Source organism: Providencia vermicola (assembly GCF_020381325.1).
Lineage (GTDB): Bacteria > Pseudomonadota > Gammaproteobacteria > Enterobacterales > Enterobacteriaceae > Providencia > Providencia vermicola.
Map to the genome: position 1 here is coordinate 15,157 of NZ_JAGSPI010000004.1, position 21,135 is coordinate 36,291.

The 21,135-nt window shown below is 41.9% G+C and carries 21 protein-coding genes; 5 read left to right on the forward strand and 16 right to left on the reverse strand.

The window, feature by feature from the left end; genetic code table 11:
- Window positions 1-22 precede the first annotated feature (22 nt).
- On the forward strand, window positions 23-532 hold the full coding sequence (gene crr / locus KDJ85_RS06740) for a PTS glucose transporter subunit IIA (RefSeq protein ID WP_206082435.1): 510 nt from the start codon (window positions 23-25) through the stop codon (window positions 530-532).
- 103 nt (window positions 533-635) lie between these two features.
- Here crr and cysM read toward each other — a convergent pair whose 3' ends face one another.
- The 5 genes from cysM to KDJ85_RS06765 all read right to left on the reverse strand — a co-directional run bounded on the left by cysM (window position 636) and on the right by KDJ85_RS06765 (window position 5,699).
- Window positions 636-1,520, reverse strand: a complete 885-nt coding sequence (gene cysM / locus KDJ85_RS06745) for a cysteine synthase CysM (protein ID WP_225818995.1) — start codon at window positions 1,518-1,520, stop codon at window positions 636-638.
- A gap of 375 nt (window positions 1,521-1,895) precedes the next feature.
- The gene (gene cysA, locus KDJ85_RS06750) at window positions 1,896-2,984 is read right to left on the reverse strand and encodes a sulfate/thiosulfate ABC transporter ATP-binding protein CysA (protein WP_225818996.1); all 1,089 of its coding nucleotides are present in this window, start codon (window positions 2,982-2,984) and stop codon (window positions 1,896-1,898) included.
- A 2-nt stretch (window positions 2,985-2,986) separates the two neighbouring features.
- Window positions 2,987-3,847, reverse strand: a complete 861-nt coding sequence (cysW, locus tag KDJ85_RS06755) for a sulfate/thiosulfate ABC transporter permease CysW (protein ID WP_225818997.1) — start codon at window positions 3,845-3,847, stop codon at window positions 2,987-2,989.
- Window positions 3,847-4,677, reverse strand: coding sequence for a sulfate/thiosulfate ABC transporter permease CysT (cysT, locus tag KDJ85_RS06760; RefSeq protein WP_225818998.1), 831 nt, complete (start codon window positions 4,675-4,677; stop codon window positions 3,847-3,849). Before cysT ends, cysW begins: the two co-directional genes overlap by 1 nt.
- Complete coding sequence (locus tag KDJ85_RS06765; RefSeq protein WP_225818999.1) at window positions 4,677-5,699, reverse strand: sulfate ABC transporter substrate-binding protein; 1,023 nt, start codon at window positions 5,697-5,699, stop codon at window positions 4,677-4,679. The genes cysT and KDJ85_RS06765 overlap by 1 nt, the downstream gene beginning before the upstream one ends.
- Before the next feature lie 307 nt (window positions 5,700-6,006).
- Here KDJ85_RS06765 and KDJ85_RS06770 point away from each other — a divergent pair, with 307 nt between their 5' ends.
- Together KDJ85_RS06770 and KDJ85_RS06775 are read left to right on the forward strand one after the other, a co-directional pair.
- The gene (locus KDJ85_RS06770; RefSeq protein ID WP_225819000.1) at window positions 6,007-6,192 is read left to right on the forward strand and encodes a type II toxin-antitoxin system HicA family toxin; all 186 of its coding nucleotides are present in this window, start codon (window positions 6,007-6,009) and stop codon (window positions 6,190-6,192) included.
- A gap of 48 nt (window positions 6,193-6,240) precedes the next feature.
- Window positions 6,241-6,669, forward strand: a complete 429-nt coding sequence (locus tag KDJ85_RS06775; protein WP_225819001.1) for a type II toxin-antitoxin system HicB family antitoxin — start codon at window positions 6,241-6,243, stop codon at window positions 6,667-6,669.
- 60 nt (window positions 6,670-6,729) lie between these two features.
- Here KDJ85_RS06775 and KDJ85_RS06780 read toward each other — a convergent pair whose 3' ends face one another.
- The 3 genes from KDJ85_RS06780 to KDJ85_RS06790 all read right to left on the reverse strand — a co-directional run bounded on the left by KDJ85_RS06780 (window position 6,730) and on the right by KDJ85_RS06790 (window position 9,005).
- A complete protein-coding gene (locus KDJ85_RS06780; protein ID WP_225819002.1) occupies window positions 6,730-7,629 on the reverse strand; it encodes a Dyp-type peroxidase in 900 nt (299 codons plus the stop codon).
- Window positions 7,630-7,877: 248 nt separating this feature from the next.
- Window positions 7,878-8,483, reverse strand: a complete 606-nt coding sequence (locus tag KDJ85_RS06785) for an RpoE-regulated lipoprotein (protein ID WP_225819003.1) — start codon at window positions 8,481-8,483, stop codon at window positions 7,878-7,880.
- 90 nt (window positions 8,484-8,573) lie between these two features.
- Window positions 8,574-9,005, reverse strand: a complete 432-nt coding sequence (locus tag KDJ85_RS06790) for a GNAT family acetyltransferase (RefSeq protein WP_047756418.1) — start codon at window positions 9,003-9,005, stop codon at window positions 8,574-8,576.
- A gap of 136 nt (window positions 9,006-9,141) precedes the next feature.
- Here KDJ85_RS06790 and hemF point away from each other — a divergent pair, with 136 nt between their 5' ends.
- Both hemF and KDJ85_RS06800 read left to right on the forward strand, forming a co-directional pair.
- Window positions 9,142-10,059, forward strand: a complete 918-nt coding sequence (gene hemF, locus KDJ85_RS06795) for an oxygen-dependent coproporphyrinogen oxidase (RefSeq protein ID WP_225819004.1) — start codon at window positions 9,142-9,144, stop codon at window positions 10,057-10,059.
- Between the two features lie 158 nt (window positions 10,060-10,217).
- On the forward strand, window positions 10,218-11,372 hold the full coding sequence (locus KDJ85_RS06800) for a M4 family metallopeptidase (RefSeq protein ID WP_225819005.1): 1,155 nt from the start codon (window positions 10,218-10,220) through the stop codon (window positions 11,370-11,372).
- Between the two features lie 126 nt (window positions 11,373-11,498).
- Here the strand turns inward: KDJ85_RS06800 and rluF are convergent, their stop codons facing one another.
- From rluF to rlmN, 8 genes are all read right to left on the reverse strand, one after another.
- Window positions 11,499-12,374, reverse strand: coding sequence for a 23S rRNA pseudouridine(2604) synthase RluF (gene rluF / locus KDJ85_RS06805; protein ID WP_225819006.1), 876 nt, complete (start codon window positions 12,372-12,374; stop codon window positions 11,499-11,501).
- 171 nt (window positions 12,375-12,545) lie between these two features.
- A complete protein-coding gene (gene der / locus KDJ85_RS06810) occupies window positions 12,546-14,024 on the reverse strand; it encodes a ribosome biogenesis GTPase Der (protein ID WP_047756428.1) in 1,479 nt (492 codons plus the stop codon).
- Between the two features lie 129 nt (window positions 14,025-14,153).
- Window positions 14,154-15,326, reverse strand: a complete 1,173-nt coding sequence (bamB, locus tag KDJ85_RS06815) for an outer membrane protein assembly factor BamB (protein WP_225819007.1) — start codon at window positions 15,324-15,326, stop codon at window positions 14,154-14,156.
- Between the two features lie 20 nt (window positions 15,327-15,346).
- On the reverse strand, window positions 15,347-15,970 hold the full coding sequence (locus KDJ85_RS06820; RefSeq protein WP_225819008.1) for a YfgM family protein: 624 nt from the start codon (window positions 15,968-15,970) through the stop codon (window positions 15,347-15,349).
- Window positions 15,971-15,980: 10 nt separating this feature from the next.
- Window positions 15,981-17,258 carry a histidine--tRNA ligase gene (gene hisS, locus KDJ85_RS06825; protein ID WP_225819009.1) on the reverse strand — a complete coding sequence of 426 codons (1,278 nt, stop codon included), beginning with the start codon at window positions 17,256-17,258 and terminating at the stop codon, window positions 15,981-15,983.
- 223 nt (window positions 17,259-17,481) lie between these two features.
- A complete protein-coding gene (gene ispG, locus KDJ85_RS06830) occupies window positions 17,482-18,600 on the reverse strand; it encodes a flavodoxin-dependent (E)-4-hydroxy-3-methylbut-2-enyl-diphosphate synthase (protein ID WP_206082450.1) in 1,119 nt (372 codons plus the stop codon).
- Window positions 18,601-18,756: 156 nt separating this feature from the next.
- Window positions 18,757-19,704, reverse strand: a complete 948-nt coding sequence (gene rodZ / locus KDJ85_RS06835) for a cytoskeleton protein RodZ (protein WP_225819010.1) — start codon at window positions 19,702-19,704, stop codon at window positions 18,757-18,759.
- Window positions 19,705-19,904: 200 nt separating this feature from the next.
- A complete protein-coding gene (gene rlmN / locus KDJ85_RS06840) occupies window positions 19,905-21,086 on the reverse strand; it encodes a dual-specificity RNA methyltransferase RlmN (protein WP_206082452.1) in 1,182 nt (393 codons plus the stop codon).
- Between the last annotated feature and the right edge of the window lie 49 nt (window positions 21,087-21,135).

Below are 21,135 nucleotides of genomic sequence, written 5' to 3' on the forward strand. Positions count from 1 at the left end.
TAAAACGATTAGGAGAAGGTCCATGGGTCTGTTTGACAAACTGAAATCACTAGTTTCGGAAGACAAAAGTAGCAGTGGCAGTATTGAAATTATCGCTCCATTATCAGGCGAAATCGTCAATATTGAAGATGTTCCAGACGTTGTGTTTGCAGAGAAAATTGTCGGTGACGGTATCGCCATCAAACCTGCTGGCAATAAAATTGTTGCTCCAGTAGACGGTACAATCGGTAAAATATTTGAAACCAACCATGCGTTTTCTATTGAGTCAGACGATGGTATTGAACTGTTTGTTCACTTCGGTATTGATACCGTTGAGCTCAAAGGTGAAGGTTTCAAACGTATCGCTGAAGAAGGCCAAGCTGTCAAAAAAGGCGATTTAGTCATTGAATTTGATTTAGCTTTGTTAGAAGAAAAAGCGAAATCCGTTCTGACCCCCGTTGTGATTTCGAACATGGACGAAATCAAAGAGTTAAATAAACTCACAGGGTCAGTGACAGTGGGTGAAACTGTCATTATGCGTATCAAGAAATAATTACTACGCATAATAACTAAAAAACCATCAGGTTGATAACCTGATGGTTTAATTCATTCTATTATTTCCTTGTGATAGCCTGACTGTCACCTAAAACAATGTGTTAAGAATCAAAAACCCCTGTTGATAAATAACGGTCACCTCTGTCACAAATAATGGCCACGATCACCGCACCTGGGTTTTCTTTCGCCACGCGTAAAGCCCCTGATACCGCACCTCCTGAGCTCACGCCACAGAAAATACCTTCAAGCCTTGCTAGCGCTTTCATAGTCTCTTCTGCATCTTGCTGATTAACATCCAGTACGCTATCCACTAATTCACCATCAAAAATTCCAGGAAGATAACCAGGTGACCAGCGGCGAATGCCTGGTATTTGGCTTTTTTCGGCAGGCTGTAAGCCGACAATATGTACGTCTTTTGATTGTGATTTCAAATAGCGGCTCACACCTGTAATCGTACCCGTTGTCCCCATACTTGACACAAAATGGGTAATTTTACCGTGTGTTTGCTGCCAAATTTCAGGGCCCGTTGTTTTAAAATGAGCAAGTGGGTTATCTGGGTTATTAAATTGGTCTAATACCTTCCCTTCCCCGTTTTTTTCCATCTCTTTCGCAAGATCTCGCGCCCCTTCCATTCCAATGGTGGTGCTGACCAAAATTAGTTCCGCGCCGTAAGCTTGCATTGATGCTTGGCGCTCTTTACTCATATTTTCAGGCATTAACAGCTTTAATTTATACCCCTTTACCGCAGCAATCATTGCCAATGCAATACCTGTATTGCCACTTGTGGCTTCAATTAATGTATCACCTGGCTTAATTTCACCACGTTTTTCAGCTTCGCTAATCATAGAAAAAGCCGCTCTGTCTTTTACAGAGCCAGCAGGGTTGTTGCCTTCGAGTTTTACCCAAATTTCAGCATCAATCCCTTGCGTCAAACGCTGAAGTTTTACTAATGGGGTGTGGCCAATAAATTGTTCCAGAGTTGACACTTTCGTATCCTTATAATTTTTATTTATCATTTAGAATTAATAGAAATAAGATATTACCCCAATAAGCCTATGAGTGGACATGAATTCTCTTCATATTATTATTAGAAAAATAGATTATCTTTATTACCCATAATGATATGGCTAATTGATATATTATATTACAATAAGTTTATAGAATTACCAGCTATATCTCTTGTTTTAATGATAAATAAAACACTTATATATCAGTTAATTAAAAGAAAAATGCAACAACTGAAACCCATTACTAATAATCAAAGAATGGGCTAGTGGAGGGCGATATACATGGCAAGAATAATAGAAAATAACACCAATAATGTTTAACTTATTGGCGTTATAAATAATGGAAAGTTATATTCACGCGCTTTTCGCTAATTGTGGAAAAACTAATTCAGTATCACCTTGATATATTTTCGCTTCTTGGCTGCCAAGAAAATAGTGTTCACCACGCTTAGGAATTGTCGAATTGGATTGCCAAATCACAGATAATGGGCCATTCCCCCACCCTATCGGTTGCACCGTCAATTGCCAAAAGTGCCCTCTTGGACCTGATTCGGTCACCCTAACTGGCAAACGATGCTGTACATCCACTTCAGGTCTCAATGAAACATCCCATGGACGCAAAAAGACATCCACCTCACCTTGATGGGCGCTAGTATGATTTAGCGAAAATTCGTAACCATCAATCGCTAAAACCGAGCCTTTTATCTGTGCAGAAATCTGATTAACTTCCCCCATAAACTCCAGTACAAAGCGGGTTTCTGGGCGCTGCCAAATATCATTTGGTGTGCCGACCTGCTCAATGTGCCCTTGACTCATGACCACAATTCTATCCGCAACTTCCATTGCTTCTTCTTGGTCATGCGTCACAAACACACTGGTAAATTTAAGCTCATCATGTAATTGACGTAACCAGCGTCGCAGTTCAATACGCACCTGTGCATCTAACGCGCCAAAAGGCTCGTCTAATAGTAAAATTTGCGGGTCAACCGCTAATGCACGCGCTAACGCAACACGCTGTTTTTGCCCCCCAGAAAGTTGCGCAGGATAACGCGAAGCTAGATGGGCTAATTGCACCATCTCCAGTAATTGCATCACTTTTTGCTTAATCGCTTGGGATGAGGGTCTTTGCTTGCGTGGCAACACCGTTAAACCGAATGCCACATTGTCGAATACGGTCATATGGCGAAATAACGCGTAGTGTTGAAAAACAAAGCCAACATGCCTGTCTTTCGCATGAATTTGACTCACATCTTGCCCGTGAAAACGTAGTACGCCCCCACTTTGCTGTTCAAGCCCAGCAATAATTCGCAGTAAGGTGGTTTTTCCTGAACCTGAAGGGCCTAATAAGGCCACCATTTCACCCGATGCAATATCCAGTGAAATATCGTTGAGTACTTGGGTTTTCCCAAAGAACTTGCCGATTTTTTCAATTTCAATACTCATGTTTAATGGACTCCTGATTCAGACTGCTGACGACTTAAATGCCACTGTAATGCGCTTTTAAGAATTAGCGTGATAATGGCCATAAGCGCAAGAATAGCCGCAGCGGTAAATGCACCGACCGTGTTATAGTCCTGATGCAATAATTCAACTTGTAACGGTAATGTGTAAGTTTCACCGCGAATAGCACCTGAAACAACGGATACCGCACCAAACTCACCAATCGCCCTCGCGTTGGTTAACACAACACCGTATAACAGCGCCCAGCGAATATTTGGTAAGGTGACGCGCCAAAACATTTTCCAACCTGATGCACCAAGCAATACCGCAGCTTCATCTTCTTGGCTGCCTTGGCTTAGCATCAATGGGACCAACTCTCTCACCACAAATGGACAAGTCACAAATATGGTGACTAATGCCATACCTGGCCATGAAAACATCACTTGAATATCAAAACCTTCAAGCCATCCACCAAGCCAACTGTTTGAACCATAAAACAGTAGATATAATAGCCCCGCCACTACGGGTGAAACCGCAAAAGGGATATCCACCAGTGTGAGTAATAATTGCCGCCCTGGAAATTGAAAGCGTGTCACTAACCACGCCATCATAGTGCCAAAAATCAAATTAACAGGAACCGTGATCAACGCAATTAATACAGTTAATCCAATCGCATGAAGCATATCTGGGTTAGATAAATTAAGCAGAACTTCACTAACCCCTTTTTGAAATGCTGTAATAAAAATCCAAATAATGGGGATCACCAGCAATAAGATGGCAAAGAAAACACCAGCAGCGATGAGAAACCATTTACCCCAATTAACGGGTGACCGTTGGGCGGTTTGTAGCGGAGTGATTTGCGCCATTATTTCCCCCCCAGTCGCTTACCAAAACGACTTTGTACTAAATTAACACTGAATAACAAGAGTAGCGAAACTGCTAAAATAACCGACGCAACCGCACTTGCCGCAGGGTAATCAAATTGCTGTAATTGGCTGAAAATCATTAAAGAAACCACTTCTGTTTGCCAAGCAATATTTCCTGCGATAAAGATAATTGCACCAAATTCACCAAGGCTACGTGTGAATGACAAAACGGTTCCTGCAAGCAATGCAGGGGAAAGTTCTGGCATGATCACACGACGGAAGGTTTGCCAGCGACTAGCTCCCAGTGTTTGTGCTGCCTCTTCATATTCTGGCCCTAGTTCTTCCAATACAGGCTGAACGGTACGCACAACAAAAGGGATACTGGTAAATGCCATAGCAACAGCAATCCCCAGCCAAGTATTCACGACTTTGATATCAAACTGGTGGAGGTATTGCCCATACCAACCTGATGTCGCAAACAAGGTAGCCAATGTTAACCCTGCTACTGCAGTTGGCAATGCAAAGGGTAAGTCGACTAAACCGTCTAATAATGTTCTGCCTGGAAAGCGATAGCGCGTTAAAATCCATGCCAATAACAGGCCAAATACCGCATTAAATATGCTTGCCACTAAAGCAGACAATAATGTCACTTTATAAGCTGCAACCACTTGTGGGTAGCTAATCACCGACCAATATTGTTGCCATGTCATCTCCGACAGTTGGATCACTAACGCACTCATGGGTAGCAGCAAAATCAAACAGGTATAAAATAAGCTGCTACCTAGCGTCAGGCCAAAGCCTGGCAAAAATCGCTTTCCAGATTGATTCATTAACGGCGCCCTTGTGCCATTAGTTCGTCAAACTCTCCTCCCGTTGAGAAATGTATATCCATGACTTTTGGCCAGCTCTCAAATTGGGATTCAACGGTAAATAATTTTGTTTCTGGGAATTTGCTTTTGTTCGCTTCCATCACCGCTTTGTCATTCACACGGTAATTAAAGTTAGTAATAATTTCCTGCGCTTGCGGGCTGTATAAATAATTCAAATAGGCTTTAGCGACATCTTCAGTGCCATTTTTTTGCACATTTTTATCCACCCAAGCCACTGGGAACTCCGCCAGAATATCCACTGGTGGCACAATAACTTCATAATCGGATTCACCGTATTGTGAACGGATATTGTTAACTTCGGATTCAAAACTTATCAGCACATCCCCAAGACCACGCTCAATAAATGAGGTTGTCGCCCCACGACCGCCTGTATCAAATACTTCCACATTTTTGAGGAACTGTTTCATCTGTTCGCGTGTTTTTGCTGTATCCCCTTTATTTTCTTGGTTAAATGCGCCCCATGCTGCAAGGTAGGTGTAACGGCCATTTCCCGATGTTTTAGGATTTGGAAAAATTAATTTCACATCACTGCGGACCAGGTCATCCCACGTTTTAATCCCTTTCGGGTTATCCTTACGCACTAAAAAAGCCATTGTGGAATAGTAGGGTGAGCTGTTATTTGGTAAGCGAGACTGCCAATCTGCAGGGATCAAATTCCCTTTATCATGCAAAATTTGTACATCAGTCACTTGGTTATAGGTCACCACATCTGCTCTTAACCCTTGCAAAATCGCCAGGGCTTGTTTTGATGAACCAGCATGTGACTGCTTGATAGTTAATTTGTCATCGGGGTGAGCCTCATTCCATTGTTTTTCAAACGTTGGATTCAACGCTACAAACAATTCACGAGCAATATCATATGAACTGTTAAGAAGTTCAGCAGCGAATAGGTGCGGACTTCCTAACAAAGATACGGTCGCTAAGCTGGCTAAAGCCGTTTTCTTAAAAAAAGTTGTTTTCATGTCATTCCCATTCGTCACTAAACCAAAATATCTGTATGACTCCACTGTAGCGGTTTTGGTTATAACTGGGTAGCTATCAATCAAGTTTTTATATATCAAATTGGAATAACAAAGAAACAGAGGAAATAAGCACTAAAATATTATTAAGTATTAGTAAGTTAAGTACGTGAATACTGTTCAGTTATAGAATTAAGCTTGATGATACGTTGATAAATTGTCCCAAAAAACACATGACATACACCTTATACTTGAGCAGTCACAACGAAGTGTGTATTGTGTGTATATCAGTTGACGAGATGGAGGGACCGTGAAAAGTTCGGAACTGATAAATTTATTACAGAAAAATGGTTGGAAACTTGAGCGTATAAAAGGAAGCCATCATCAATTTTCCCATCCACATTTTTCAATTATCATTACAGTTCCGCATCCACAAAAAGATTTGAAAATAGGCACATTAAATCAAATTATTAAGTCCGCGAAACTGAAACACTAATTGAAAGAAGCGTTCGACACTGGGCGCTATCTTTATGGAGATGAACTCATGCTTTATCCCGCCTTTATAGAGATTGATCAGGATGGCAGTGCAAGTGGCTGGTTCCCTGATATTGCAGGATGCACATTTGCTGGTGATAATATCGAGCAGGCTTACACAGAAGCAAAATCAGCAATTGATGCGCATTTTGAATTATTATGTGAAAAAGGATTCGGTATTCCATTACCTCAATCACAGCAATACCATGTTACAACAAACGCAGGTGACTACCAGCAGGGTGTCTGGGTATTTGTAGATATTGAGATGGATAAATATGACGGGCGAGCAGAGCGAATTAATATCACTTTGCCACACCGATTATTATATCGTATTGATAGCTTAGTAAAAATGACCCCTGAGTACGATAGTCGAAGTGCTTTTCTCGCCGAGGCAGCGCGTAAAGAGTTACAAAAAGCCATGAAAGATCACGAAAAATAGCAACTTAGCAAGGCATTTTAACGAAAAGGAAATCGCCGCATCCGTGCGGCAAGGAGTCATCTATAACGCAAGCAATGTTTCAATTGAAGGCGCGTAGTAATAGCTGCCAGAAACCGCTTTAGTCATACGTAAAAGATCATCGTATTTACCGTCTTTTTCACCGAACATACTTAACAGTTGCTGTTCAATATTGTGTAATTTTGCACAATAGGCGATAAAAAATAGCCCGTGCTTACCACTTGCTGTACCATATGGCAAGCTATGGCGCATCACTTCAAGCTCTTCACCGTCTTCTTCAATCACTACACGAGAAACGTGGGAAGTGATGTTTCGTGCGTCTTCATCCAGTTCGACGCTATCTTTCTTCGTGCGGCCAATCATTTTTTCTTGTTCATGTTCAGAAAAACGATCCCACTTTCTTAAATCGTGCTCATAACGTTGAACTAAAACGTAGCTTCCGCCTTTATCATTACCTTCATCAATAAGAGTAACTTCGGCAATCTCTTCACCTTGTGGATTTTCAGTACCATCAATAAAGCCACTTAAATCACGATCGTCAACCCAACGGAAACCATGAATTTCTTCAACTACGTTGATGGACTTACCAAATGCTTTCAATGCCGCTTGCGCTAAAGAAAAGTTAATGTCATGACGCAGGGATTGAATATGAATGAACATATCTCGCTGAGTTGCAGGTGCTAAACCTTTACCTAAAGGCCGAAATGGCTTTAATTCAGGTGCACTATCTGCACGCCCCATTTGCTTCCACGTATCAGAGCCGAATGCAATCACTGCACCAAGGCGATCATCTGGGTATTGTGCTTGTAATTTTGTTAAAGCATCGATAAAGTTTTTGCAACCCGTTTTAACTTCATCCAGCGAACCTTCTTGCACCAATGCTTCAATAAAAATACCGAAACGACTATGTTCTTTCAAAATACCACTTTGAGAATGAGACATACGGTAAACCTCGTAAAATGAATATGTTATCTAACCTATCTGTTATCTAGGACGATATCTCTATCCTACCTTATCGTCATGTTCTTCACCTTGTTTTAACGCAAGGCTTTATAGGTTTAGTTCTCTATTATAAGAAAGATAATTTAACAAAGGGGAAATTTCTTTAAGAAACTTAGTAGAAAAAATACCTGAGAGATAAAAAAATACCGTAAATGATTTAGCCACTTACGGTATTTTTAGAAAAAAGATTATTTATGCCAAAGGATTTGAGAGATTTCCCACTCTTTTAGGTCGTTATCTGATGGCATTAAATCTTCAGGGCCCTGCCATTTACCAGTGAAACGATACACCACTTGGCTAGATTGTGGCGAGTTACATTCCACGGTAGGGACGTTGTCTATGCGCTCACCTAACCCACAGACACCAAAGGCTTTTTCATAAATATCGCTAAATGGTGTACCAATTTTTGGCCCCCATTCCGTCACCACATTCGGATCACTCACCACAATCCGTGAAACATAACCATGCTCAGGGCCAATAATTTCAACTTTGACTTTATCGTCATCAATACCTTGAAAAACCGTGACGACCTCACCATTTTCCATTTGCATCCCATTACGGATGGAATAACGGTCATTCAGTTGTTTTTTAATAGTATCAGCCTGCATAGGGCTAAAATTAGTCACTTGGCCAAGACCAGAACTGGACACCATTAGTGGACTACTAAACCATGTTGAGGGCGAAAAAACTTTGAACCCCGCACAGCCAGATAACACTAATACCGTACCTAAAAGGGAAGCTTTTAATACTGGGGCAAGCCATGTCTGGCTATTTAGATTTGCATGTTGGGACATATCATCCTCTTTAATTCGTCGCATAATGCATATTGTGACAATCTATTTGCCGAAACATTCAAGTCAATGAACCAACAAATAGCAATTAACTTAGAAATCCGTTTCGTGGGTTAATTTTTTCGAGTAAATCAGGCGCTCGGGTTGTTCTTCTTCATACTGCATTTTTTCAAACATATAGATAGCAGCATCAGATTCTTCACTCACTAATAATTCTATTCTACCGCATCCACGGGCAATCAGTTTCTTTTCGAGACGACTCACTAACGCATTTGCAATGCCTCGACCACGGTAATCAGGGTGTACCGCAAGATAAACGGCCGTGCCACGAATACCATCATAACCGCCCATAATCGTGCCGACCACTTCCCCAGTTACTTCCGCAACTAAAAACAAGTCTGCACCACATTGTAATTTACGTTCGATGTCGAGTTCAGGATCACCTGAAAATTCATTAAGAGAACAACGCTCCCATAATGTCAGCACCTCTTCATAATCACCTTGGCGGAAGATCCGTATTTCCATAACATTTGCCCGTTTAAACTAATCTTCCTGCCATTATCACTGGTTTTACAACACAATCAATATTCAATATGCCTTTTTTAGCTTAAAGGGGTATACTTTAGGCATTATTTTTTCCCTTTGGTTTTATTAAAAAACAATGAATTACCCTGATATTGATCGTGTAAAAGCCTATTTGCAAAACTTACAAGAGACTATTTGCAAAAAAATCACTGAGCTAGATGGTAAGGAAACCTTTCTAGAACAAACATGGGAGCGCGCTGAAGGCGGTGGTGGTCGTAGCCGTGTTTTAACAAATGGCGCCCTCTTCGAACAAGCTGGTGTAAACTTTTCGCACATAAAAGGTGCGCAACTTCCAACCTCAGCATCAGCACACCGTCCTGAACTTGCTGGTCGTAGCTACCAAGCCATGGGCGTTTCGCTGGTTATTCACCCATTAAACCCGTATATACCAACTACTCACGCCAATGTGCGCTTTTTTATAGCGGAAAAAGAGGGAGAAGCCCCTGTTTGGTGGTTTGGTGGCGGGTTTGATTTAACGCCGTATTATGGTTTTACTGAGGATGTTGTTCATTGGCATACTGTTGCACGCGACTTATGTCTCCCCTTTGGTGACGATGTTTATCCAAAATACAAGCATTGGTGCGATGAATATTTCTTTTTAAAGCATAGAAATGAGCCTAGAGGTGTTGGCGGTTTATTCTATGACGATCTCAATCAAGGTGGTTTTGAGCACTGTTTCAACTTTACCCAAGCTGTTGGCGATGGTTTTTTACACGCTTATGTGCCAATTGTTGAAAAACGAAGAAATTATTCATGGGGTGAACGAGAAAGGCAGTTTCAGTTATATCGTCGTGGCCGCTATGTAGAATTTAACCTTGTTTGGGATAGAGGTACATTATTTGGTTTACAAAGTGGTGGTCGAACTGAATCAATTTTAATGTCAATGCCTCCTCTTGTTCGCTGGGAGTATGACTATCATCCTGAACCAAATAGTCCTGAAGAAAAACTCTATACTGACTTTTTAATTTCAGGTAAAGAGTGGTTATCACCATAATTAATAGTATTCGCTTATAGAGAAAGGTAGAAAAATTATATTTTACCTTTCTAACAAAATGCAGCAGTTATTAACTTAGTTCCTTAGATATCATATAGTTACAATCAAAACATAACCGATTATGATTCCATCTCACCCAATTGAAATGGAGTTATATCATGAGTCATATCCTTGCCCGTTCATTATTATCCCCATGCTTAGTTTCTAATCTCATCACTGAAAATGATTCGGCTGAGCTGAAATCTACACTGACACATATCAATGATATGATGACCCGTGTCTATACCGATGAAGAAGTCCAGCGCCAACGTAACTTGCTAGCCCATTGTGAAACGAGCGCTGATAGTCACTATAAGCGTGTTATTCGCGATGCCCAGCAACTTGTCGCACACAGCAGCCACACACACTCTGATCTCCCAATTTGCCAACTAGATGAACTGTCCGATGATGAGCACATGCTCTATGACGACTATAAAGTTGTCATGAGCGAAGGGGATGCAAAAGCGCCATCAAAACCTGCTGGACATGTTTTTGATTCAATCGGGACTATTCGTACATTTTTTAAGGAGAAATTAAATATTGGTCAAATGTTTGGCTGTGCTGCTAATATCAATGCGATTATTCATTTTGGAACAAACTACGCCAATGCTTTCTGGGATTCTCAAGCTATTTTCTTTGGGGATGGAGATGGAAAAACTTTTGGCCCATTCTACAATGACATTGACATAATCGCACACGAACTGGCTCATGGCTACATTAGCTCAGAAGCTAACTTTAACTATATTTTTCAATCAGGTGCACTTAATGAATCTGTCGCTGACGTTATTGGTATCATGGTCAAACAATACGTCAACAATGAAAGTGCCACCACATCCAACTGGCGACTCGGAGAAAATCTTTTCATTGATAAAGTGAAAGCGCCTGCCCTTCGTTCTATGTCTGAACCTGGCACTGCCTATTATTTTTCAAAATACAATAGAGACCCACAAGTTGCTCATATGCAAGATTATAAGGACTTACCTTATACTGTTGATAACGGAGGAGTACATATCAATTCAGGTATTCCAAATCGTGCATTCTATTTATTAGCTACTGAGTTAGGTGGGAATACTTGGGATGTTGCAGGGAAAATATGGATAGCTGCCGTTTCTGATCCTGTGATTACAGCAAAGTCTAACTTCAAACAGTTTGCAACAGCCACAGTGAATAATGCACGTAAGCTATTTGGCGAAAAAGTTGCCTTACAAACACAAAAGAGCTGGGAAGATGTTGGTTTGATACTCGATAATAATGAATCGCTCACAGCACAGTAACGCATGAAAATACTGTTAGTTACCCATTTGTTTTAGGTTATTTACATAAAAAGGCCGATGTTTAAGCGAATTCAATGCCCAATCTTCAGCCTTATTTTGCAATGTATTTTTAACTAAGCCCACACGTTAACGTTTTTTCTTTTTACGACCTGGTTGTGTAAATTTTTTACGTGTAGGGTTTTCTGGTTTTGCCTTGGGTTTACTCCCTACGTTTTGCTTTGCCCCATTATTACTCTTACTACTTGCTTGTGCTTTTTGTGTTTTTTTGGGCTTAATATCTGATTCGGATTTCTCCATCATATCAAATAGTTCAATAAGCTCATCATCGGTTAAATCCCGCCATTCACCTACAGGTATTCCTGCTAGTCCCACATTCATAATACGAATGCGTTCAAGCTTAGTCACTTCAAAACCAAAGTGCTCACACATACGGCGAATTTGACGGTTAAGCCCTTGCACAAGGGTAATACGAAAAACAAATGGTGCTTCTTTTTTGACCTTACACTTTTTGGTCATTGTCCCTAAGATAGGAACACCTGCCCCCATACCACGGATAAACTCATCGGTAACAGGTTTGTTGACCGTCACAAGGTACTCTTTCTCATGGGAGTTACCCGCACGCAAAATTTTATTAACCAAGTCCCCATGGTTGGTCAAAAAAATCAACCCTTGAGAATCTTTATCTAATCGCCCAATCGGGAAAATACGCGTACTGTGATTCACATAATCAACAATATTATCTTTCTCACCACTTTCTGTGGTACTGACGATCCCCACGGGTTTATTGAGAGCAATAAGAATTAAGTCATCTTCATTACGCGGCTCAATCAATTGACCATTCACCTTGACCACATCACCTGCAAAAACTTGGTCACCAATACCTGCGCGTTTTCCATTAATAAATACATTACCTTGCTCAATATAACGGTCAGCTTCACGCCTTGAGCAAATACCACTTTCGCTAATATATTTGTTTAGACGCGTAGAAGAACGAGTATCCATAAATTCCCTCAATCATTTATGCCCCGCCGACGCCATGATTATGCGTTATTGGCCACACGGGTTTGCGCTTTAATCGCTAAATTTGTCAAAAAGTCATATAACAAAAAGCCGTAACAGGTTGATGTGTTACGGCTTTAACGTCCATTAAGGCTAAAATACCTTAATGACAGACTAACGTTTTTTCAAATGCTGCATCAAACGCTTACGCTTACGTAATTGTGTTGCTGTCAGCTTGTTTTTCTTATCCGCATAAGGGTTTTCACCCTCTTTAAACAGAATACGGATTGGTGTTCCCATTACCTGTAATGAACGGCGGAAATAGTTCATCAAATAACGTTTATAGCTGTCTGGCAAATCAGATACTTGGTTTCCGTGGATCACGACAATTGGTGGGTTATGCCCCCCTGCATGAGCATATTTCATTTTCACACGGCGGCCACGGATCAACGGCGGTTGATGCTCATCTTCTGCCATTTTCATGATACGGGTCAGTAGCGCGGTACCAACACGACGAGTTGCGGATTCATACGCTTCTTGAACAGACTCAAATAGATTACCCACACCACTGCCATGTAGCGCAGAAATAAAGTGAATGCGCGCAAAATCAACAAAACCAAGACGCAGTTCAAGCATATCTTTTACATGTTCACGATCTTCAGGCTTCATGCCATCCCATTTGTTGACCGCAATCACCAATGAACGCCCTGCATTCAAGATAAAGCCTAGTAAAGACAAATCTTGGTCAGAAATACCTTCACGTGCATCGATGACTAATAAAACAACGTTAGCATCTTCAATGGCCTGCAAGGTTTTGATGACAGAGAATTTTTCAACTGTTTCCGTCACTTTTCCGCGCTTACGTACACCAGCCGTATCAATGAGAATATATTCACGCTCATCACGTTCCATTGGGATATAGATACTATCACGCGTAGTGCCTGGCATATCAAATACAACCACACGTTCTTCACCTAAAATACGGTTTGTTAACGTGGATTTACCAACATTTGGGCGCCCAACAATTGCTAATTTAATGGGTAACGTTGTTGGGTCAAAATCATCTTCTTCGTCTTCAGCGAGCTCACCTTCTGCTTCTAATGCCGCCCAATAAGCCGCATTTTCCTCTTCTTCCGTTAACTCAACATCTTCTTCATCTTCACCAATAAACGGTTTCAATGATTGTTCGATTAATTGAGTGACACCACGTCCATGGGATGCCGCAATGGGATGGATTTCACCTAAGCCAAGAGAATAAAAATCACCAATTGCCGTGGTAACATCAATACCATCCGTTTTATTGGCAACTAAATAGGTTTTTTTCTTACGGCTACGTAAGTGTTTAGCGATGCCTTCATCCGCAGGCATTAAGCCTGAGCGAGCATCTACCATAAAGAGTACGATGTCTGCTTCTTCAATGGCTTGCAAGGACTGCGCTGCCATGTGTGTTTCCACACCTTCTTCAGTCCCATCGATACCACCCGTGTCGATAATAATGAATTCGTGCCCTTCAACTTCAGCACGCCCATATTTACGGTCACGAGTCAGACCAGGAAAGTCCGCTACTAATGCGTCACGGGTACGGGTTAAACGGTTAAATAACGTGGATTTTCCTACGTTTGGACGCCCTACCAGCGCTACGACGGGTATCATTCTTAGATGCCTCACAACTTTAATTAACTAAGGAATTCTGAGGCTTAAACTCAGAAAACAAAAAAACGAAACGGCTCCTGTTATCAGGAACCGTTTATTTTATCGGTAAAATGGCGGTTTGTCAGGAAATTAACGCGTTAACAGATAAACTGTTCCGTTTTTCGCCTGAACCATCAGCTTATCGCTTGCCACAACAGGGCGAGCATGAATACCAGAGCTATTCAATTTGTTTTGTGCAACAAAGCCGCCAGTGTTCATATCTAACCAGTGTAAATAACCTTCTTTATCACCAACAACGAGGTAGCCATTATACATTTCTGGTGCAGATAACCCACGGTTTAGCAGCTCTTCTTGCGTCCACAGAGTCACGCCATCACTTTTACGCACAGATAATACGCGATCATTTTGGTCTACCAGGTATAAGTTTTCACCCGATAAAACCATGTTGTTCACAGAACCTAATTCGCGTTTCCACAGAATTTGGCCAGAGCGCATATCTAACGCAGCTAATGTGCCGTTATAAGCAATTGCATACACTTTACCATCATCAATGATTGGTGACATATCCACATCATTCAAACGGCCAATTTCGGTTGAGCTGGTCACTTGTGAAATACGTTGCTGCCAAATCAGCTGGCCTTGAGATAATAACACCGCGCTGACACGACCATTATCCCCCCCCACAATTGCGGCGCCAAAGGCCACCGCTGGCGCTGACTCACCACGTAAAGACAGTGATGGCGTATCCATATTCACTGTCCATTTAATTTCACCGCTGTTTACATCTAACGCCTGCAACTGGCCATTACTGGTGTGAATCATCACTAAGTCGTTGCTAACCGTTGGTTTAGATAGCGCTTCACCAGCAACTTCTACATCCCAAACAACTTGGCCATCTTCTTTGTTCAACGCAATCACAGTACCACGTTCAGTACCAATAAAGATTTTGTCACCATCGATAGTTAAACCACCAGACAGCAGCGCAGACAAATTAGCAGAAAGGAAGCCTGTACGCTTTGAGAGATCAACAGACCAAATTTCTTTGCCGCTATCGAGCTCAAATGCTTTTACTAAACCTTTACGATCAGCCGCGTAGACGGCTGATCCATCCCAAGCTGGCGCTAATTCAGAGTAAAATTGTTCAACACCATTACCAACAGATTTATCCCAAACAATTGATGGAGTGAATTGATTCTCAACCTGTGGAAGTGGCGCCATAATGATAGAATCAGTTTCGCTGGAACAACCGGCAAGTAAAGCTGAAGCGACTAGGCCTATCAAAAGAGTTTTGCGCAACTGCATGTTTGTCGTTTCCTTTCTTCTTATGAATTAGATACGTTGTTCAATTTTAGAGTCAAAATACCTCTAAGAGATTGAGAACCTTCACTTTCTAACCCCTGTGCGTAAGCAGCTTTCGCGCCTGCTTTATCGCCCTTATGGAGTAGAGCATCACCACGGACATCCTGTGCCGTTGCTTGCCATGACTTACCTTTAATATTTGCGACAGAAGCGATAGCGGCATCAGCATTACCTTGTGCAAGCTGTACACGCGCTAAGCGCAAGTTGATAAGATCTTGCATTTCAACCGTTTTCGCTTTAGCCAGTGCATTGCTTAGTGCCGTTTGCGCATTCGCTAAATCACCTTTATCGACAGCGATTTGTGCGAGTTCCAGCCCCATCATGGCACTGTAAACGTCATCCGTTTCAGCTGCAAATTTTTGTGCAGCAATCACACCTTGCTCTGAACCTGAACGTAATTGGGTGTTGATGGTTTCATATTTCTGCGCGCTTTCTTGCAGGACATTGACTTTATGAGACTGCCAATAGTTCCAACCGAAGACCCCACCCACACCAATGACGAGACCAATGACTAATGGCGCGCCATAATTCGCGAAAAAGCGTTTAATCGCGTCAACTTGATCATTTTCGTTTGTATAGACTTCCACTTGTCTCTCCTTAACCTAATAGCTCAGTGATACGTGATGCCATTAGTTGCTGTGAAATAGTTTCTTGCGCGCCAGTCCGTAAATCTTTTAGGGTAACTTGGCTATGATTAATTTCATCTTCCCCCAAGATCAGAGCAATTTTTGCGCCTTGTTTGTCGGCTCTTGCTAACTGTTTCTTGAAGTTTCCACCACCATGGTTAGTCATTAACCGCAATGTAGGTAATTCGTCACGTACTTTTTCTGCAACCAGCAGCGCAGCTTGTTGGCTGTTATCGCCAAAAGAGGCCAAATAGACATCAGCAACTGAAGTGTCTGCCGTAAATTCAGGGTTCACTTCCTGAACTAATAACACCATGCGCTCCATGCCCATCGCAAAGCCAACCGCAGGTGTTCCACGACCACCCAGTTGTTCAACTAAGCCATCATAACGACCACCCGCACACACAGTACCTTGTGAGCCTAACGCTGTCGTTACCCACTCGAAAACGGTGCGATTATAGTAGTCAAGACCACGGACTAAACGCTGGTTAACGCGATATTTAACCCCCGCATTATCCAATAATTTGCATAAGCCATCAAAGTGCTCACGTGATTCGACATCAAGGTAGTCAAACAGTTCCGGTGCATCATTCAATAAAGCTTGAATATCTTGATTTTTGGAATCTAAAACGCGTAATGGATTGGTATACATACGGCGTTTACAATCTTCATCCAATTTCTCTTTATGCTGTTCTAAGAATGCGACTAGTGCTTCGCGGTAATTGGCACGGGCCTCTAAAGAACCAATAGAGTTCAGTTCTAGGGTGACGTGCTCGTTAATCCCGAGAGCTTTCCACCAGCGCGCGGTCATTAAAATGACTTCAGCATCGATATCTGGCCCTGCTAAGCCAAACACTTCTGCACCTAATTGGTGAAATTGGCGGTAACGACCTTTTTGTGGGCGCTCATAGCGAAACATTGGCCCTAAATACCATAAACGCTGTTCCTGATTGTACAGCAGGCCATGCTCAATACCTGCACGGACGCAGCCAGCGGTATTTTCAGGGCGTAATGTCAGACTTTCTTCGTTACGGTCATTGAAGGTATACATTTCTTTTTCAACAACATCCGTCACTTCACCAATCGCTCTACGAAATAGCGGGGTCTGCTCTACAATCGGGGTACGTATTTCACTAAAACCATAACCCTGTAAAATATTTTTTAATGTTGCTTCGATTTTCTGCCATACACGTGTATCAGCTGGCAAGTAATCATTCATGCCTCGAATGGCTTGGATATTTTTTCCCACTTTCTTTCTCTATTTTTAGAATGACATTAGTTTGATTATAAGAGCGAAATATCATCAGGTTCAATCAACAAACAGCAAATCCTGATACGAATCGAGATTTATCCGTGGATTTGCACAGTACTTGACCAATTTCAACCGCAAACACAGATAATAATTTGAATTGTGCACTAAAAATTTCAAGCTACAACAGATAACTGTGCAGCTTGAAATGACATGAGCAAATTTAGCTTTTTAAATTAATCTCAATTCGGTTACTTTCGTCCATCATGGCAGCTTTAGCTCGAATCTTCGCTTCTAACTGGTCGATAATTTTATCATTATCAAAGCGTTCTTTTTGGCGCTTGCCATCTTCATAAAAACCGCTTTTGGTTTTTGCGCCTGCTACGCCTAACGTTGACACTTCAGCCTCACCTGGACCATTAACTACACAGCCAATAATCGAGACATCCATCGGTGTAATCAGGTCTTCTAAACGCTGCTCAAGTTCATTCACCGTACCAATCACGTCAAATTCTTGGCGTGAACAGGTTGGACAAGCAATAAAGTTTATGCCCCGGGAACGAATACGCAGTGATTTTAGGATATCAAACCCAACTTTGATTTCTTCGACAGGGTCAGCCGCTAACGAGATACGCAGGGTATCACCAATACCTTCAGACAGTAACATGCCAAGGCCAATCGCTGATTTAACTGATCCTGCACGCGCGCCGCCCGCTTCGGTGATCCCTAAATGCAGCGGCTGGTCGATTTTATTTGCCAGCAAGCGGTATGAGCCAACGGCCAAAAATACGTCAGAGGCTTTAACGCTGACTTTAAACTGATCGAAATTCAGTCTATCCAAGATATCAACATGACGCATCGCGGATTCGACTAATGCTTCAGGCGTTGGCTCACGATATTTTTCTTGAATATCTTTTTCCAATGAGCCGCCATTCACACCAATACGAATAGGAATGCCATAATGACGTGCACAATCAACAACTTGGCGAATACGTTCTTCACTACCGATGTTGCCAGGGTTAATCCGTAAGCAATCCACGCCATATTCAGCGACTTTCAACGCGATGCGATAATCAAAGTGAATATCTGCCACTAATGGCAAGTTAACTTGCTGTTTAATCAGTTTAAAGGCTTCCGCAGCATCCATCGTCGGAACAGAAACACGCACAATATCAGCGCCTACACGTTCGAGGGCTTTAATTTGGCGGACAGTGGCTTCGACATCAGTAGTGCGGGTGTTCGTCATAGACTGAACAGCGATAGGGGCACCGTCGCCTATTGGCACGCTACCTACATTGATACGGGTGGATTTGCGTCTTTTTATCGGTGATTCGTTATGCATTTTTCTTTAATTCTCCGAACGTCCATGTGCTCTTTGTTACCGTGGTATAGTGTTAACTATTGCTTCTATACGTTCCACTATACACAAGAAAGCAAACTATAACCTATCAAAAAAGATGTTTTCGGATATAGTTTGCTTCTTCTTTACAATATTTTTTTAAGCTTCTGGCAGCTTGAATTTCGCAGGACGCTTCGCTTTGATAAAACGGCTTAAATCAACGGTATTACCTTGGAATTGAACGGTGACATTAGCAGGCGCACCGATATTCAAGCGGTAAGGCGCTGTGCCATCCAGTTCCAGTTTATCACCATTATTCTTAGCGCCACTGAATAAAATTTTATTATTCGCATCACGAACTTCTAACCAGCACTGCCCTGTAAAATTCAGGACTAATGCACTGCCACTAACAGGTGCAGGATCTTCCGTTTGCGTATTTTGTGTTCTGTCTTGTGAAACAGTTGATTGAGGTGCATTCGGTAATGGAATGGTTCTAACGTTTGCTTGTTCAGAAGCACTATTTGATACAGCGCCTTCTGGAGTCAATGTTTCTGACGTATTTTCCAACACCGCTGTTCCCACTGTAATGGAGGAATCATCGATTGGATTCGGTAATTCAACGGGGGTGGTGTTGTTGTCTTGTTGAGACAAAACCAAATCACTTTGATTTGCCATCGAAACTAATTCATCTTTTTGCGCGTTATGGTCTTGCCACCACCAAATGCCTACCATGGCTATCAAGATAATCACAATCAACCACGTCAGTTTCATTAACCAACCTTCGCGTTTTTTGTGTTTTTTACCCAACGAGTAGCTTTGCATTGGCGATACTTTCGCCAGAGGAACAGGCTCTTCCACTTTCATGAACGCCTTAATGTCACTTTCTGGTACACCAACCATCCGCGCATATAAACGAATATAACCACGTAAAAAGGTGGGTTCAACACCAGCAGGAGCAATGTCTTCTTCTATCTCTTTTACCGTACTGGTTTTAAGGCATAATCGTTCTGCAACAACATCTTGCGTTAGCCCCATGCGCTGACGTGCCTGCGCTAATAATTGTCCTACAGTGACTGCAGTTTGTTCGGTATTATTTTCGATAGTCATTTGCTGGCAACACTATTTCCAAGTTAAAAAAATATAAAGCAAATATTTATAAGCTCTATTCGTCAGAATTTATCATAGTTCTGAAACAACAATTAAATTTATCTTATTGCTTCACTATTGTAGGTGAACAAAGGCGTTTTGCCTAACTTAAAAACGCCTTGAAACATTACCTAACTCACTTATTGGATAATATCTATAAATCAGACTGATTTTACTTGGATAGGTTCCCCTGCTAAACGTTTTTTCAACGTTCGCTTGGTTCTATCGATCACATCGCCAGCTAATTGACCGCAAGCTGCGTCGATATCATCACCACGAGTCTTACGAACTATAGTCGTAAACCCGTATTCCATCAATACTTTAGAAAAACGATCGATACGACTGTTTGAACTTCGACCATATGGTGCTCCAGGGAATGGGTTCCATGGGATCAAGTTAATTTTGCTTGGTGTATTTTTTAAACATTCAGCTAACTGGTGCGCCTGTTCTACGCTATCATTCACGTGGTCAAGCATCACATACTCAACAGTGACACGGCCTGCATTCGCATTCGATTTTGTCAGATAGCGATTCACACTATTGAGGAAGGTTTCGATATTGTATTTTTTATTAATTGGAACAATGTCATCACGAATATCATCAGTTGGTGCATGCAGTGAAATCGCCAATGCCACATCAATCATATCACCGAGTTTATCCAGCGCAGGAACGACACCTGACGTTGAAATCGTGACTCGGCGCTTTGATAAACCAAAGCCAAAATCGTCCAACATGATTTCCATCGCAGGAACAACATTGTTTAAATTAAGTAATGGTTCACCCATTCCCATCATCACAACGTTAGTAATTGGGCGGCGTCCACTGGATTTTAGTGAACCAATAATTTTTGCGGCACGCCAAACTTGACCAATAATTTCGGAAACACGCAGATTACGGTTGAAACCTTGTTGCGCTGTGGAACAAAATTTACACTCCAGCGCACAACCCACTTGGGATGAGACACACAATGTTGCGCGGTCAGCCTCTGGAATGTATACCGTTTCAACCAGTTGATCGCCAACTTTAATCGCCCATTTAATGGTACCATCCGATGAACGTTGTTCATCTGCCACTTCAGGAGCGCGAATTTCAGCCACTTCTTGTAACTTAGCACGAAGGACTTTGTTGATATCCGTCATTTGCTCGAAATCATCGTAGCAGTAGTGGTAAATCCATTTCATCACCTGATCGGCACGGAACGGTTTCTCGCCCATTTGTGCGAAAAACTCACGCATTTGCTTGCGATTTAAATCGAGTAAGTTAACTTTTTGATTCGTTTTTTCTGGTGTGACAGAAATAGCGGAAGATGTTGCACATTGTGCATCAGTCGTCATATCGGACATGTGTATTGCCTCGTTGTTACACTTTCGGCAGTGCTGGTTTCAGCACGAC

What these genes read in the sequence shown, in the direction of transcription:
- cysW (WP_225818997.1), bottom strand. Translation starts at nt 3,847, where the DNA reads ATGGCGCAAATCACTCCGCTACAAACCGCCCAACGGTCACCCGTTAAT.
- rlmN (WP_206082452.1), bottom strand. Translation starts at nt 21,086, where the DNA reads ATGTCCGATATGACGACTGATGCACAATGTGCAACATCTTCCGCTATT.
- crr (WP_206082435.1), top strand. Translation starts at nt 23, where the DNA reads ATGGGTCTGTTTGACAAACTGAAATCACTAGTTTCGGAAGACAAAAGT.
- bamB (WP_225819007.1), bottom strand. Translation starts at nt 15,326, where the DNA reads ATGCAGTTGCGCAAAACTCTTTTGATAGGCCTAGTCGCTTCAGCTTTA.
- cysT (WP_225818998.1), bottom strand. Translation starts at nt 4,677, where the DNA reads ATGAATCAATCTGGAAAGCGATTTTTGCCAGGCTTTGGCCTGACGCTA.
- KDJ85_RS06785 (WP_225819003.1), bottom strand. Translation starts at nt 8,483, where the DNA reads ATGTCCCAACATGCAAATCTAAATAGCCAGACATGGCTTGCCCCAGTA.
- KDJ85_RS06765 (WP_225818999.1), bottom strand. Translation starts at nt 5,699, where the DNA reads ATGAAAACAACTTTTTTTAAGAAAACGGCTTTAGCCAGCTTAGCGACC.
- KDJ85_RS06800 (WP_225819005.1), top strand. Translation starts at nt 10,218, where the DNA reads ATGAGTCATATCCTTGCCCGTTCATTATTATCCCCATGCTTAGTTTCT.
- der (WP_047756428.1), bottom strand. Translation starts at nt 14,024, where the DNA reads ATGATACCCGTCGTAGCGCTGGTAGGGCGTCCAAACGTAGGAAAATCC.
- rodZ (WP_225819010.1), bottom strand. Translation starts at nt 19,704, where the DNA reads ATGACTATCGAAAATAATACCGAACAAACTGCAGTCACTGTAGGACAA.
- cysA (WP_225818996.1), bottom strand. Translation starts at nt 2,984, where the DNA reads ATGAGTATTGAAATTGAAAAAATCGGCAAGTTCTTTGGGAAAACCCAA.
- KDJ85_RS06790 (WP_047756418.1), bottom strand. Translation starts at nt 9,005, where the DNA reads ATGGAAATACGGATCTTCCGCCAAGGTGATTATGAAGAGGTGCTGACA.
- hemF (WP_225819004.1), top strand. Translation starts at nt 9,142, where the DNA reads ATGAATTACCCTGATATTGATCGTGTAAAAGCCTATTTGCAAAACTTA.
- KDJ85_RS06780 (WP_225819002.1), bottom strand. Translation starts at nt 7,629, where the DNA reads ATGTCTCATTCTCAAAGTGGTATTTTGAAAGAACATAGTCGTTTCGGT.
- ispG (WP_206082450.1), bottom strand. Translation starts at nt 18,600, where the DNA reads ATGCATAACGAATCACCGATAAAAAGACGCAAATCCACCCGTATCAAT.
- rluF (WP_225819006.1), bottom strand. Translation starts at nt 12,374, where the DNA reads ATGGATACTCGTTCTTCTACGCGTCTAAACAAATATATTAGCGAAAGT.
- KDJ85_RS06775 (WP_225819001.1), top strand. Translation starts at nt 6,241, where the DNA reads ATGCTTTATCCCGCCTTTATAGAGATTGATCAGGATGGCAGTGCAAGT.